Raw genomic sequence first — 14,555 nt, forward strand, 5'->3', positions numbered from 1 at the left:
GTTTAAATCTTACTATTAATTATAACTCTTTGAATTTATTTGATTTTAATAATAGAGGCTGAGTAAAATGCTTTTATTGTAGACTTTTTACCCCATTGCTGGGGGCGGCAGCCCCTACCTTTAGGTGGCCTTGCGGGTTCCGCCTGAAACGAGTTTTAAACGACGATTTTTCTCTGTATTGGATTCGAGAATATCCATAATGACATTATCGTCGTTGCTGGCCTGGCGCATTTTGGCTTCGTCGTTTTCTACCATTTCGCGGGTCATTTCTATCCCATAAGAACTCAAAATGCTGCGAATGTGTTCAAACTGGCTGCTAATCGAAGCATAAACTGACTCAAAGCCCAATTTGGCGGCCTTGGCACGGGTCCAAAAAGCAAAGGGGTTCATTTCAAAAAAGTAGCTATCGTCTTCTTCGGGTTCGATGAGAATAATATCGCCTTTGAAATTAGGATCTTGTTGATAACGCTCGATCACATACTGCAAACGAGAATGATAGAGGCAGCGAAACACCTGATTAAAAATCCCAATCGCACCACTATCGCTGATCCGACGATCACGGGTGACATAACGCATCTCTTCCCGCAAATATTCAACGTCAACCTTGTTACGGATGGGGCGAAAAGGATTGTAGCAAATAACCAGCTCGGCGCCCTTGGCAATGGCAACATCGATGTTAGCGGTTTTACGCACACCCCCATCAATATAATCCACCCCTTTGATGCGCGCTGGTTTATAAAAGCCTGGCATGGCCGTTGAGGCACGCACCGCCTCGCTGATGGTTACGTCATTTTTTTCATCCCAACCAAACACCACATTCTGCGCCGTATCGAGTTCCATAGCACTGATGTAAAGATCTTTACCCCGCATGCGTTTGAGCACTTTAAAGCGATTGCTCATTTGGTTACGCCGCATGTTTTCGCGCAGGTATTGCTCGAGCGGGCTGTTGTCAAATATGCCCGTAGGCAAAGCCGAAATAAACGAGGGCAGGGGGCGAGAGCTATAAATCGATCGAATCAAGGGCCGCACCATCTTTTCATAATTAGAATAACTGGGCGACTTAAGATAACCAAGAATACCTTCTTTTAAACGCGGCGTTAGTTGAGGCAAGGCGCTGAAAAATTCGACGGCTAAATTAGGAAAGTAGGTGAGACGTTCGTAAAAATAACGCAACGGCCGTTCATAAAATTCTTTGTAATTGGGGTAATAAAGCTCAAAGGGTGATAATTGAGAAAACCGCTCAGAGTTGCCATCGAGACTTTTTAAAATTTCTTCGGGATGAACCCCACCGGCCAGCGGCGCGGCTAAAAAGGCCCCTGCGGATATGCCCACATAAATATCAAAATCTGTAACTTTACGATTGAGTAAAAAATCGTTGAGGGCCTTGAGGCCACCCACTTTGAAAGCACCACCCGAAACAGCACCACCTGCCAACACCAAAGCTGTCTTGGCATGCAGTTTCTTACGGGAGATATCACTTTTTTGAACGATGGTAATTCCCATCGGAGTGAAGGTAATGCATCATTTAACCAATTGTCAACAAAAGAGATTGCTTAGCCATCGTGGATCCCGGATCCCCGGATCAAGTCCGGGGCAAGCTCGTCCGGGATGACGTGGGGTCGCAATGACAGAAGTTTTATTTTTTGGCGCGCATTTTTTGCACCTGTTGCAAGTTACCTTTAAAATCAGGATAAACTCGTGAGCCCTGTTTAAATTTTTCAAAGGCCGCTTTGGTTTTGCCTTCACTTAAATCAAGATGCCCTAGGTTGTAGAGGGCATAGGCCTCCCAGGCCGGGGCAGGTTTGTGTTGCAAAAACATTTCTAAAGATTTTCTCGCTTCTTGTGACCGTTTGAGTTTGAGCTGGCAATAGCCAATAAAGTAACGCGTCAAATAAATATCAGGATATTTTGTTTCCATCGCAGTGAACACTTGCAAGGCTTCTTGAAATTTGGCTAACCCAGTCAACATATTTCCTTTTAAAATTTGCGCCACCGCACTACCAGGATACGATTGCTCTAAGGTTTGGGCGATGCTCAAGCCTTTGGCGTAATTATGATATTCCCAATACACGAAAATGATGCCTGCCATAGCTAGGGGTTTGCCCACGCCACCTTTTTCAATGGCCAAATTCATTTTGCGAATCCCTTCTTGGCGCTGGTCTTTAAAAAAGGGCAAAAACTTGAACTTTTGCGTATAAACACTGCGCCAAAATTCATACATCCCCAACCCAAACCACGGATCAAAAAAGTTAGGATCTTTTTGCACGCTCATTTGTAAGGCCTGCTTAGTATCGCCAGCTAGGCTTAAGGCCTTGAAGAGTTGGTCGGCCCGGATGTAATAAAATGCCATTACCCCGCTAGAAGCCCCAGTGAGATAAAGGTCCCATGCGCTAGCATTAGGATCTTTTAAAATGACATCGTTGATGCTTTTAATTTTTTCGGTGATGGGTTTTAAACTGGTGTCTAAGCGAAAATCAAAATTTTCAAACATCTTGGATTGCAAAATCGCCATTTGCCCAAAAAGCCCCAACGGCGACTTTGGATATTTGTTTTCTAGGTTGTGAAAATAAGCCTCGGCCTCGGCGTATTTTCGATTTAAAACTAAATCGCGCCCGGTAATGGCGTCTTGGATGATTTCAGGGGTGGCCCCTTGGGGGATATAAATTTCGGCCCTTGCTAATTGAGGAGGGAGAAATAAGAAAAATAAAAGGAAGATTGCTTCGCTTGCGCTCGCAATGACACCTATATTAAAAAGGGATCTCTTCATAAGAGAAGTTGTGATGGATTTTAGATTTCGCTGCAAGGTGTTTTTTTGGTAAGAAAAAAGGGTGCTGCGTTTTTGAGCCGCAGCACCCTGCCTGGAAGGAAAGAGGAACTTTTAACTTGCTAAAAAATACTACAGCACTACTTATATAACTATTTTATGACTCGCAATATGATCTTAATCAGGCCATGAAACTCACCACGAAAATACTCAAAAAATTAGAGGCTATGTACCCTAGCTCCCATTGTGAATTGTACCATCAAAGCCCCTATCAATTGTTAGTTGCCACCATTTTATCGGCCCAATGCACAGATAAACGGGTCAACATGGTAACTCCTGGGCTATTTAAAACCGCCCCCACCCCTAAGGCCATGTTAGAATTGAGGGAAAACCGCTTAATGGAAATGATCAAATCTTGCGGGTTTTACCGTACCAAGGCCAAAAATATCTTAAAAACCAGTCAGATCCTTTTAGAAAAATTTGGGGGGGAGGTACCACGCACCCAAGAAGAATTAATTCAATTACCAAGTGTGGGGCGAAAAACTGCCAATGTTGTACTTTACAATGCCTACGGGATTGCCGCTATCGCGGTAGACACTCATGTCTTTCGAGTCTCTCAACGCCTAGGGTTGGCCAAGGGCAAGACCCCCGACCAAATTGAACAGCAACTCATGAAGGTGTTTGCCAAGCAAGATTGGGGCAAGGCCCATCATTTGCTTATTTTTCACGGTCGTTACCATTGCAGCGCACGCCGCCCCAAATGCGAAACTTGCCCCCTAACCGCTGAATGCCAGTATTATCAAACGCTATAATTTGTAAATATTGTAGGTACCCATGGCCATGGCAATATCTTTCCCCTTATGCCGATAAACATGGGCTTCGGTAACGGCATGGGATTTACCACGGTATTTAACCTTCGCATCGCAATAGATAATTTCGTTTAATTTGACGGTTGAGATATAATTAATTTTAAATTCGATCGTTGAGCAACGCTCCCCTGCCTTTAGCCCGCTAAACAAACAAGCCCCCATAGAAAAATCAACAAAGGTAGAAATAACCCCACCATGAACCATCCCCGCAGGGCTGATATGCTTTGACTCGATTTTAAGGGAAGTCTTGGCAAAGTTTTCCTTGGCCTCAACAATTTCATAACCTACCAACTCGCCAAAATTATCTGGATGGGAGAATACCGCCGCGACCAACTGTCGATAATTTTTCACCATAGAAGGCCAAATTAACCCAAGCCCCCAATAACGGCAAATTTATTTTAAATATCACTGCACCTAAAAAGTTTTAGTGAAGAGGGCTAAGGGGTTGAGCTAGAATCCGCACCCGTAAAGCCTGCTCGGCTCAAAAAATTATTTATTTTTAATTGAATTAGAGTATTCCTTCGTCATCCTCTAATTTCGTCATCCTCTAATTCAAAAAAATAATATAATTTTTTGAACCTCCGGAGCCTGTCCTGAGGCTTTGCGAAGGAGCTTTACTCCTGCTACAGGTTCTCAACATACCCCCTTAGGCCACTTCAGGAAGACTTTTTATATCTCTGCAAATATTTGAGAAGAAGTCTTTTCGAGGTAGGGAGAGGCCAAGGGAGAGCCTTTTACCAGGAGGGCGGCCTATGATAGTTTCTGTCATTGCGAACTTAAGCGGGTGAAGCAATCTCTTCTGCCTAAGCGATGGGATTGCCACGCTCGCTATCATGGGTCCCCGCCTTCGCGGGGATGACACCGCTCGCAATGACAGAGGCCCTCATAGGCCGACCGGGCGCGGGCTCTCCATTGGCCTCTCCCTACCTCGAAAAGACGTGGTGTTAATTGTGAATGAAAGAAAAAAATACGTGGGGGATGGGCTGGGTGCCCTTTGGTATCCCCCACGCTTTGGACCTGGGATAAGGAGCTCTAAATCTAGTTGGCCCTGATAACTACCCCCGATGCGGCGGCTCCACTCGGCCCTGATATAGCCACCTCGCTACCAGCGGATGAAACCTGAGTCCCGGTCATTTCAATGAAGAGACAGCTGGGTGAGTTCACACTACCTGACGTCGAAGACCCTGAGTAACTCGTCACCGCCGGGCCACTGAGCACCGTACCCCGATTATCATTTTGGCTACCGCGCAAATCGATCCCAGAAAAATCATAATTATTGTCACTCGACAGGCCAAGCCCGTCTAAATAAACCGCTGAACAAAAATCTCTTAACAAATCTTGAAAACCTTCCCCCGTAACATCGGCAATATTATCGGTGCCGGTGTTGGCCCCGTTGATCAGCCCGCTCAACACCGCATCACCCGTGCTCACCCCACTGATATTGCCGTTGTTGGCCTGTTCATACAAATATCGTAAAAAGAGATAAGACCCACCCCGCTGCGTCAAACTCGTGCCGCCGGTGAAGGCCACACTATTGATAGAATCTAAATACAAACTCACCCGTGAGGGGTTTTCTTCACTGACGTTCGCAAAACTATAGCTCGACCCCGACATATCCATATCTTCAGCAAAGTGGCTCATGGCTTCATTCAGCCAGCTAGCTTCCGAAGAATGCCCGTCAAAGAAGACCCGTTGGTTAAAATTGATCAAATGCTGAAACTCGTGGGGCATGACCATGGGGCCAATGTTAGAGAGATAAAAACTCTTACTTAACGAAATCCCACTACAATAAAGATCGCCGCTGGGATTGGGTGAAGCAATATAAATGATCGACCGCTCATTCGAGGCAGCAATTTGACTATCATCATATTGGTCGCCCCCATAAAAATAACCGGTGACAAAGCCGCCCCCACTGGCCCCCAAACAATTGACCACAGGCGACATGGCCACGGTAAACCGACACTCGCTGGCATGGTCCCAGTCGCCAAACACACTTTTTTCAGAGGCGATTTTATTGTCAAAAGCGGTAAATAATTCATCTAATTCAGCATCGCTGATGATGGAGCTGGTCACGAGTGAATCAACCGCAAATACTGCATTACTGGTGACCTTCTTCACGGTTAAACTGCGGGTTGCAGTGCTGGAACCGCTGAGGCTGGTGAAAATTTTGATCGAAATGCTAGAATCGATCGAGGGCCCAGCACCACAGTTGGTAACCGTTGGGTCAATCCCAACGGCAAAAGAGGCATCCCCTTGATTTTGGCTTGTGGTCACGGCGGCAATGATTTCTTCGCGATTGCGCAAGGTTTCGTGAAAGCTAGGGGTTAAATCGGGATTGGCATCTTCAAGGGTAGAAGCTGTGGCATCGGCCTCATGCAGAGAAAACGCCATGTCTTGTTCAAGAGACGTATCGGCGCTGGTGGCGCCACTTAAGGTCCAGGAGAGGCTACCGGCATTGACATCGGCATTACTCAAACCAAAAACAAAAACCTCGCCCCCCGACAGGGCCCCAAACGTAACCGTGGCTTGATTAGAACTACCCAGATTAAGCACGACGACTTGACCCAGAGAGAAGCCTCCCCCCAAATTGTTATTGACGACCTCTCCCGAACCGCTCCCACAAGAAAGCCCAAACCAGGAAGAACAAACTGCCAAAATGAACCAGAAGCTAAAACGCTTCCTAAACCCCACAACCATAGAAAGCCCCTATCCCTTATTTGGTTTCGAGCTCCACGCCCCAGTGAGTTAGTTTGCAAGCTTCATACCCAAAGTTAAGACCTAATGAATTATTTTTTATTGAATAATTTCAAATAGATAGGATCGTCAATTTTGATGACGGAGGAAGACTGTGCAAGGTCATGGGTTAAAAAAAACCCATTTTATTGGGTTAGGCTTATCAAACACGATGATTTTAAACAGGTTTTTATTTTAGTAGAATCTTACAAAAGTGGGGCAAAAAAGACTCTCTTCTGTCATTGCGAACCCAGCAGGGTGAAGCAATCTCTTCTGTTTAAGCGGTGAGATTGCCACGCTCGCTATCATGGGTCCCCGCCTTCGCGGGGATGACACCGCTCGCAATGACAGAGTCACAATGACTTCACCATGGCACTTATTTCCCCCTCCCCCAGCAATATTTGAAGCCCATCCCCCAGTTGCACGGCCGTGGCCTCACGAACCAAGACTTTTGACCCATCTTCTAACCACCGATAGGTCAAACTATAGCCCCGTTGCAACACCGCCAAAGGCGAAACCAAGTGAATTTGCTCCGACAGGCTACGGAGATGCTGTTGGTGGGTTTTTAAAAAATGCTCAATGGCACGATGCAAGCGAGCACTCCATTCATCGACCCTTAAGTTTAATTCTTCTAAACGCCGCGCCGGGTGTTTTAACCGTTGCACCAGGTGAGCCACCTTTTCTCGGTTCCAATGCAGCCACGCCTCCACCCCCCGTTGCAAACGGCTTTCGATGGCTTTTGCTTGTAAACGCAGTTCGGCTAAGTTGGGGGAAATGAGCTCCGCTGCAGCACTGGGGGTGGGGGCCCTCAGGTCAGCCACAAAATCGGCAATGGTAAAATCGGTCTCATGCCCCACGGCGCTCACCACCGGAATTTTAGAACGGGCAATGGCTTGAGCCACGATTTCAGTGTTAAACGCCCACAGATCTTCCAGCGACCCACCCCCGCGCCCCACAATCATCACTTCGGCTAAGCCATGTTCATTGATAAGGTCAATCGCCGCTGCAATTTCAGGCGCCGCTTTTTCCCCCTGCACATTCACCGGCACTAAAAAGAGATGCAGGCGTGGGTCACGCCGGCTTAAAACATTAATAATATCTCGAATAACCGCACCCGTGGGGCTGGTCACCACACCAACATGCTTGGGGAATTTAGGCAAAGGCCGCTTGCGTTCTGCCGCAAAGAGCCCGGCCGCGGCCAATTTGGTTTTTAACTGTTCAAAGGCTAGCTGCAAGGCACCTAGGCCTTGTGGCTCGATGGATTCTACAACCAATTGATATTTGCCCTGCGGTTCATAAAGAGAAATGCGGCCCAAACACAACATGGCCAAGCCATCTTCGAGTTTAAATTTCAACTGGCGATTGGCCCCCCGAAACATGACCACTGGCAAATGCGCACGTTCATCTTTGAGGGAAAAATAATAATGCCCACTGGAATGGGGACGAAAATTACTAATTTCGCCCGCCACCCACACATGGGAAAAATTGCGTTCTAAGATTTTTTTTAATTCGCCAGTAAGTTCGGTGACGGTGTAAATATGCCGCTCTTCCGGAAGAGCGGAAAGTTCTAATTGCATGGGAGGGATTTAGCGCTAATGAGGGAGGGGGTCAAGGATTGGTGTGTCATTGAGAAGGAGCGTCTGTCATTGCGAGGCCTGTGTGGGCGGCCTTCTGTCATTGCGAACCCAGCGGGGTGAAGCAATCTCTTCTGCCTAAGCGGTGGGATTGCCACGCTCGCCAACGGGGCTCGCTCGCAATGACAGAAGTACCCCAATCGGCAGCAACAAACTCAACAACCCCAAATTAAGCCCTTGGCTACTATGTGCCGGGCTCAAACTCATTGTGCATTTCAAAAAGGGTTCGTCTGCTTTGGGCTCAACCCCATCATCAACTGCGGGGTCTCCCTGCCCTTCGGCAATACCAGGGTCTATCATCGGGGCAGGCGCAGGCGGGGCCTCACCCGGCGTCATATCACAGGCATTACCCGCGGCATCTTGGTCATAATCGAGTTGATCGGGGTTTGCCACATTGACGCAATTGTCTGCGTCATCTTTAACCCCGTCGCCGTCTAAATCATCGGGCACTTTACTAAAATCTTGATCACAGGCATCGCCCAAACCATCGGCATCTGAATCGATTTGTTCGATATTCGGCTCTAACGGGCAATTATCGATTTCATTGGCAAAGCTGTCGCCGTCTTCATCAGCTGGTTTGTAATCTGGGTCGCAAACATTGCCTAAACCATTCTTGTTGCCATCGGCTTGATCGGCATTGGGCTCCATGGGGCAATTGTCGACCCCATTGGGAATGCCATCACCATCGTCATCTTTTGACGCACTGGCAGGCGGTTCTGACGCATCATCGCTCGCCCCACCATTATTATCTGCATTGCCGTTGTTAGCCCCACCGTTATTTGCAGCATCTGCTGCATCCGCAATCAAACCACCATAACCCCAGGCTTCATCCCTGGCTTCAACCACGGGGTCGATCGGTACTCCATAATCGACCACCACAATCGTGGTATAGCCTTCTGCATCAGCAGCTTCTTCTTCAATCACCGGTTCTTCTTCATCACTTGGGGGATCAAAACTTGCTTCATCGTTGATTGCACCTTCATCTTCATCGGGAGGTGGTGGGGGGGGAGGTGGTGGTGGTTCTTGCGGCAATTTCCCTTCGGAATTTAATTGAACCTTTTTTCCGGAGGCATCTTCAACCCATACGTTTTCAAACTTATTGCTGGGCATGGTACACAAGGCTTTCTTAATATCTTTAGCTTTCACCGTAAAATTTTTGAAGAGGCTATCGGTGATGTTGATATTAAAAACACACTGGCCTTCGGGTGGGTTGACGTTCAACCCATTGAGCACCACCGATTGAGCCTTGGATCCATCAAAAATCAGATTCTTGCCATCACCATTGAGATCATTCTGAACTTCCTGACCATAGTCATTATAAGACACAGGCCCCACCTCTATGTTCAAACTTAAAATTGGAATGGGAATATTAAAAGATTTACCAGCCGCAAAATCGATTCTTTCCCGGCATTCTCGAGGTTGGCCATTGGCCCCATTAAAAACATTGATTTTTCGGCATAAGGATATGACCTTGCCAGGATCGCAAGTTTTGGTGCTCACCACCGAGGCATCGTTGGCATCGGTGCAAAAATCTTCTGCCTGGGCGGCCTGGGCCAGGAATAAATGAAGCAGCACGGCCCCCAAGATACCCACACCCCTTTTCATAAAGATCCCCGCTTTCGTCTTAAAATCAATCCCCACAACACTGGGATTCCCCACAACCAGCTCCCCAAATGAGGCGCAGCTGCAGTTAAGCTAAACAAACAATCCGTTCCTTCATCATGCACGCTGGTACCAATGGTAGCGACCGGTGGTTGGTTCACCGTGGGGGTTTCACTGGTGGCAGGTTTACAAACTTCGGCATTTTGATCGGCATTGGCAAGCGTTGGGCAATTATCTTGGGCATCGGCCACGCCATCACAATCAGCATCGCCCTCACAGGCAATGTCAAAGATGGGAGTGGGCGTTGGGCTTGAAGCGGGTGCAGTTGGCGTTGGAGTGGGGGTTGGTGTACCTGAAGGCTGTGTCTCGGGCTCGCCGCTAGGGCTAGGCGTCGGTGATTCGGAAGGTTGTGTTTCGGGTTGAGTTTCGGGTTGAGTCTCAGGCTCGCTACTAGGGCTTGCCACAGGTGGTGTGCTTGGGCTGGGCGCCGGGCTGGGTGATTCAGATGGCTGTGACTCCGGTTGTGTCTCCGGCTCGGGTTCCCCCTCGGGAGTTTCATCACAAATATCACCTGTCGCATCATTATCGGTGTCTTTTTGATCTGCATTGGCATGCTCAGGGCAGTTGTCTTGTTCATCAGGCATGTGATCGAGATCTTTATCGCCTTCAACTTCAACATTTTCTAAAACCAAGTCAAAATCGTCTGGGGCATATTTCCCCTCTTCAATGAAAGGCAGATAAGTGCCCGTTTCTACTATCTGCACGGGTAAATTACGCACAACGAAATTGCGGATGACCACCCGCCCTTTGGGGGCATCCACCGTCATGAGGGCGTCACCGGGGTCGAGCTTGCTGCCATCTAAAATAACTTTGTAGCCTTTACCCAAATTGCCATCGATCACGAGCAGATTTTTATCTTCATCTTTGGTCGTATCAGACAAATTCATGACCCCAATCGTGCTATCGGGGGTAACGGTATAGGTGGTTTCATCATCGGCCTTAAAATTGACGAGCTTAAAATCGATTTTGTTGAGGCATTCGAGGTTGAGGTTATAGGCTTGATAGATTTTGCGAGCCAGTGACCCCAGATGGGAAATGTCGTATTTTTTAACCTCGACCGTGCAATGATAGGGATCAGAAGGCTTGGCCATGGCCGACACCCCCCACAACCCAAAACTTATGACATAGAGTGTCAAGAAAAATCGTTTCATTCTAATAGGGTATCGGAGTTCCCCACAAAATGTTTCGGGGGAATTCTTTTATAATTGCACGAAACAAAATCACCATCCCCACGATAACCCTATTAGACAGGGTAGCACTTACGAAAGAGGTGCCCTGTGAACGATTGGTGGCAATACTTAAAAGGTGCTGAGCTACGTCTGAACTGGCTAATCGATCGCAGCCCCTTTGATACAAGCACGACGAATGTTTTTTCGAACACCCATGAAATGAAAGATAGTAGCAAGCCTTCGGGTTTCGGCGTTGGTTATCTTCACAGTGTGGTGGGTAATCGCGATTTAATGGTGGGTGGTATGTTAGATTTTAATTGGTCCCACCCTCTGCTTAAGAACATTTATCTTGATGATGATGAGGATGGTGATGGTAAACCCGACTTTTGGAAAGCAAGCGAGGTTGAAGAATTTGTTTGGACGATCAAAGCCCAAGCCCTTTGGAATATCCCAGGAACCGTTGACCAATTTTATGAAGTAGGCCTGGCCGCATTCTTGGGCGGTGGAGAGCAAGCACTTACCTGTAATTGTGACACAGATGGCGGGATGGTACGTGAAGGGGTAGAATCCAGCGATTTCGTACTCCAAGCGGGAGCCGAATTGAGATTGCTTTGCGGTCTTTGGTTTATAGCTGTGGGGTTGGATCTTGTCTCTAAACCTATTTTTAATCGAGCAAATGCCGTTCTTGGGCACCCTAGCCAAAAAGTTGGCTATAATAATAATGGCGATAACCCTCCCTATCGAGTCACAACGGGAATCGACGTTATGGCCCTCTTTGGATTGGGTAAAGATGTTTATGATGCCCTTAAGTAAAGCTCGCCCATAATTCACGAAACAAAATCACCACCCCAACGATAACCCTAGTAGACAGGGTGAGGGGGCTTTTAAAAAAGAGGTTTTATTTATGAATGATTGGTGGAAAGGTTTTGAAGCACGTTTAAATTGGCAAGTTCACCGTAGCGACTTTGATACCAGCGATACGGGGGCTTTTTCGAACACCCATGTAATGGAGGATGGTGCCAAACCGTCAGGTTTCGGCATTGGTTATCTTCACAGTGTGGTGGGTAATCGCGATTTAATGCTGGGTGGTATGTTAGATTTTAATTGGTCCCACCCTTTGCTCATGGCCATTAATGATGATGATGGCAACCTTTGGAAAACAAGCGAACTTGAAGAATTTGTTTGGACCATCCAAGGCCAAATGCTTTGGAACATCACTGGCACTGTTGATAAATGGTATGAAATAGGCTTAGCAGCCTTTATAGCGGGTGGACAACAAGATCTTACCTGTAATTGCGACACGGGGGGTGGCAATTTACGTAAAGGCTTAGACTCCAGTAGTTTCGTACTCCAAACCGGATTAGAGCTTAGATTACTTCGTGGTCTTTTGTTTGTAAACGTAGGTTGGGATGTGATTTCTGGACCCGGTTATAATCGAGAAGATGCCATTGAAGGCGCTCCCAGCCAAGGAATCGATTATAATAATAATGGTGATGATTCCCCAGTTCGAGTCAAAACAGGGATCGATTTTGGAGCCCTCGCTGGTTTGGGTAAAGATGTTTATGATGCCGCTAGTGGGATTAATGCACGCTATGAGGCAGATGACCGAAACCACGCTATTGTCCAGGTAAAAGATGCCCTTAGAAGGGTGAAAGATCAAATTGCAGAAGGGAACGGGTTAGTCGCATCTAATGTGAGCGGGGCAGAGGGCAAAGCTAATGGGGCAAGAGCCGATCTCTCAAGTGCTCAAGGAATCGCCAATTCAAACAATTTAGGCGAAACCGATTATCAAGACAGTGAGATTAATTTAGTAGCTATTGAAAGAGATCTCGCCACGCTTGACACCGCTATTGCTGCGGCCAAAGCCCGCGCAACTGCCGCTACTCCACGAACACCGTTAGACTTAAAGGGTGCGGATAATACTAGTGGAAGTACCGAACTAGGTCAGCTTGGTGTGGTAAAAAAAAAGTTTGAAGGTGACAGTGGCTACTTAGCCTTAATCACAGAAGATACTTCCGTAGCTGCACGCCAAGTTTCCCTGGCTAGTGGGGGTGACACAACCCTAGCCAACACTCACCTCCCCATTGCTCGCGCTGCCCTAGAAAGCGCCCAACGAAGATATAGCGACGCTCTAGCTTACGCCAAAGAGGCCAACGACGGCGTCACCCAGTATTATTCAAGCAACGCCGCATACACCACCCTACGAGATGCAATCCTCACTCACACCCGCGCCGCCCACGGTAATTTAAGCCGAGCCATTAACGAATACAATACTGCCATTACAGCCTATAATCGCCAGCCCGGCGTAACCGCGATTGCAACGCTCAGCTCCCCCTCCCCCGAAGCCCCTCCCGCAGCCGCTGCTGCACGCACAGTAGCACCTCGTCGCGCTGAACCATCCAGACCCACAGATTATAAAAGGGTTATCACTGGCCTACTCGACGCCGCAGATAAAAAAATTACCGACGCCAGGACCGCGCTAGAAAAAGATCCTAAAAGAGCCAAACAACTCGCCCAGCAAGCCAAAGGTAATGCCACCCGAGCAGGTACCATTGCTAACAAACAAGGAATCACTGACTTTGATGCCCGGATCAAGACTGCTGGGTCTACGGCCGTTGGAATCATTAACACCGCCAACGAAAAAATTGCCGTTGCGGCTGCTGCTGCCAAAACAAAGACTGCTGCTCCGGCTCAACCCGCCACCAACCCCCCAGCTGAACCCGAACCAGAACGCTCAGTGGAATAATAATAAAAACAAGCAATCCGAAATGGAAGATTCTTTACCATCATGGGTCCCCGCCGGAGTTTACCCCTGCGTAGGCAGGGGCAGGGATGACATGGTTCAGAATGACAGACCGATTAAGAAGATGAAATTTTCTTAGGCATGCACTTCGTGATTTTCAAATTCCCTCTGTCTTACAAATTTAATTTCTAAGCGACATTTTAAAGCTTCAGCAACTTGCTGAAGTTTCTCTACAGAATTTCCCTCGTAATCTGCATCTTCCAATCTCGCAATAGCAGATTGCGAAGTCTTTAGCAGCTTTGCAAGGTCTTTCTGAGAGAGCCCAGCTTCCATTCTTAATTCGCGCACTTGTCTGGCAATTTGATCTTTTAACTTTTCTTCCTCATAGAGCCGCTGCCATTCGGGATCTTTTTCTATTCTTCGTTTTAGAATTTCTAAACCGTTTGTCGTTTTTCCCATATTGTTCTCCATTATCTCCTTAATTATTTTCAGAATAAGAATGAACTGCAGGATTTTTCTCAAAAGTAATTTTTCTTTTTAAGGCCAGCTCAATTTCTTTTAAAGGCACCTTTGATGCTTGCTTAATAATTCCATGACTTAAAACAACTGCTTCTCTCCCATGAAAAAAATACAACAACCGATATTGAATGCCCCGAAGGTGCCACCGTAGTTCATAAATTCCATCTCTTAGAAAATCTGCTTCAGGACGTCGAAGCGCATTTCCTAATTCGGCAAGCCTATCTAATCTAACCTTGCCTTTCGCGCTCGCTTTCCTAGGGATCTCTTCCATAAATTCCAAAATTGGAACCGAGTTCCCTTCCTTGTAAAATATGATGTTAACAGCGCTCATAGGAATTATCTCAAATCTGAGGTTGTATTTCAAGGGAGAATAATATCAAATTTGATATATTGCAAGCCCTTGATTTTCAATTGATTTTCACTCGGCAGTTAGAGTCAGAATGGGGGTCACCCATTCACTAC

General features: G+C 47.1%; 12 protein-coding genes. 3 read left to right on the plus strand and 9 right to left on the minus strand.

Going from position 1 to position 14,555, the window contains the following annotated elements; genetic code table 11:
* Nucleotides 1-120: 120 nt before the first annotated feature.
* The gene (locus tag HYU97_06075) at nucleotides 121-1,503 is read right to left on the minus strand and encodes a patatin-like phospholipase family protein (protein MBI2336310.1); all 1,383 of its coding nucleotides are present in this window, start codon (nucleotides 1,501-1,503) and stop codon (nucleotides 121-123) included.
* Between the two features lie 133 nt (nucleotides 1,504-1,636).
* Nucleotides 1,637-2,767 carry a hypothetical protein gene (locus tag HYU97_06080; protein MBI2336311.1) on the minus strand — a complete coding sequence of 377 codons (1,131 nt, stop codon included), beginning with the start codon at nucleotides 2,765-2,767 and terminating at the stop codon, nucleotides 1,637-1,639.
* A 185-nt stretch (nucleotides 2,768-2,952) separates the two neighbouring features.
* Between HYU97_06080 and nth the strand changes: the two genes are divergently transcribed.
* Complete coding sequence (gene nth / locus HYU97_06085) at nucleotides 2,953-3,576, plus strand: endonuclease III (protein ID MBI2336312.1); 624 nt, start codon at nucleotides 2,953-2,955, stop codon at nucleotides 3,574-3,576.
* Here nth and HYU97_06090 read toward each other — a convergent pair.
* The 5 genes from HYU97_06090 to HYU97_06110 form a co-directional block, all read right to left on the minus strand.
* Entirely contained in the window at nucleotides 3,571-3,987 is a 417-nt protein-coding gene (locus tag HYU97_06090) for a PaaI family thioesterase (GenBank protein ID MBI2336313.1), read from the minus strand. The genes nth and HYU97_06090 overlap by 6 nt on opposite strands.
* Before the next feature lie 684 nt (nucleotides 3,988-4,671).
* Nucleotides 4,672-6,330, minus strand: a complete 1,659-nt coding sequence (locus HYU97_06095; protein ID MBI2336314.1) for a hypothetical protein — start codon at nucleotides 6,328-6,330, stop codon at nucleotides 4,672-4,674.
* A gap of 389 nt (nucleotides 6,331-6,719) precedes the next feature.
* Nucleotides 6,720-7,943 carry an exodeoxyribonuclease VII large subunit gene (xseA, locus tag HYU97_06100; protein MBI2336315.1) on the minus strand — a complete coding sequence of 408 codons (1,224 nt, stop codon included), beginning with the start codon at nucleotides 7,941-7,943 and terminating at the stop codon, nucleotides 6,720-6,722.
* Between the two features lie 135 nt (nucleotides 7,944-8,078).
* Nucleotides 8,079-9,605, minus strand: a complete 1,527-nt coding sequence (locus HYU97_06105) for a thrombospondin type 3 repeat-containing protein (GenBank protein ID MBI2336316.1) — start codon at nucleotides 9,603-9,605, stop codon at nucleotides 8,079-8,081.
* Entirely contained in the window at nucleotides 9,602-10,753 is a 1,152-nt protein-coding gene (locus HYU97_06110; GenBank protein MBI2336317.1) for a thrombospondin type 3 repeat-containing protein, read from the minus strand. Before HYU97_06110 ends, HYU97_06105 begins: the two co-directional genes overlap by 4 nt.
* A gap of 186 nt (nucleotides 10,754-10,939) precedes the next feature.
* Here HYU97_06110 and HYU97_06115 point away from each other — a divergent pair, with 186 nt between their 5' ends.
* Complete coding sequence (locus tag HYU97_06115) at nucleotides 10,940-11,644, plus strand: hypothetical protein (GenBank protein ID MBI2336318.1); 705 nt, start codon at nucleotides 10,940-10,942, stop codon at nucleotides 11,642-11,644.
* Nucleotides 11,645-11,735: 91 nt separating this feature from the next.
* Nucleotides 11,736-13,577: a hypothetical protein gene (locus HYU97_06120; GenBank protein MBI2336319.1), complete on the plus strand. Its 1,842-nt coding sequence runs from the start codon at nucleotides 11,736-11,738 to the stop codon at nucleotides 13,575-13,577.
* Nucleotides 13,578-13,709: 132 nt separating this feature from the next.
* Here HYU97_06120 and HYU97_06125 read toward each other — a convergent pair whose 3' ends face one another.
* Nucleotides 13,710-14,033: an XRE family transcriptional regulator gene (locus HYU97_06125; protein MBI2336320.1), complete on the minus strand. Its 324-nt coding sequence runs from the start codon at nucleotides 14,031-14,033 to the stop codon at nucleotides 13,710-13,712.
* Between the two features lie 19 nt (nucleotides 14,034-14,052).
* Nucleotides 14,053-14,424: a type II toxin-antitoxin system RelE/ParE family toxin gene (locus tag HYU97_06130; GenBank protein ID MBI2336321.1), complete on the minus strand. Its 372-nt coding sequence runs from the start codon at nucleotides 14,422-14,424 to the stop codon at nucleotides 14,053-14,055.
* Nucleotides 14,425-14,555: the final 131 nt, after the last annotated feature.

This window comes from Deltaproteobacteria bacterium (assembly GCA_016183235.1).
Lineage (GTDB): Bacteria > UBA10199 > UBA10199 > DSSB01 > JACPFA01 > JACPFA01.

Excerpts from the sequence above, each read along its gene's own strand:
- HYU97_06080 (MBI2336311.1), bottom strand. The coding sequence starts at position 2,767 with ATGAAGAGATCCCTTTTTAATATAGGTGTCATTGCGAGCGCAAGCGAA.
- HYU97_06095 (MBI2336314.1), bottom strand. The coding sequence starts at position 6,330 with ATGGTTGTGGGGTTTAGGAAGCGTTTTAGCTTCTGGTTCATTTTGGCA.
- xseA (MBI2336315.1), bottom strand. The coding sequence starts at position 7,943 with ATGCAATTAGAACTTTCCGCTCTTCCGGAAGAGCGGCATATTTACACC.
- HYU97_06125 (MBI2336320.1), bottom strand. The coding sequence starts at position 14,033 with ATGGGAAAAACGACAAACGGTTTAGAAATTCTAAAACGAAGAATAGAA.
- HYU97_06105 (MBI2336316.1), bottom strand. The coding sequence starts at position 9,605 with ATGAAAAGGGGTGTGGGTATCTTGGGGGCCGTGCTGCTTCATTTATTC.
- HYU97_06120 (MBI2336319.1), top strand. The coding sequence starts at position 11,736 with ATGAATGATTGGTGGAAAGGTTTTGAAGCACGTTTAAATTGGCAAGTT.
- nth (MBI2336312.1), top strand. The coding sequence starts at position 2,953 with ATGAAACTCACCACGAAAATACTCAAAAAATTAGAGGCTATGTACCCT.
- HYU97_06110 (MBI2336317.1), bottom strand. The coding sequence starts at position 10,753 with ATGGCCAAGCCTTCTGATCCCTATCATTGCACGGTCGAGGTTAAAAAA.
- HYU97_06075 (MBI2336310.1), bottom strand. The coding sequence starts at position 1,503 with ATGGGAATTACCATCGTTCAAAAAAGTGATATCTCCCGTAAGAAACTG.
- HYU97_06130 (MBI2336321.1), bottom strand. The coding sequence starts at position 14,424 with ATGAGCGCTGTTAACATCATATTTTACAAGGAAGGGAACTCGGTTCCA.
- HYU97_06090 (MBI2336313.1), bottom strand. The coding sequence starts at position 3,987 with ATGGTGAAAAATTATCGACAGTTGGTCGCGGCGGTATTCTCCCATCCA.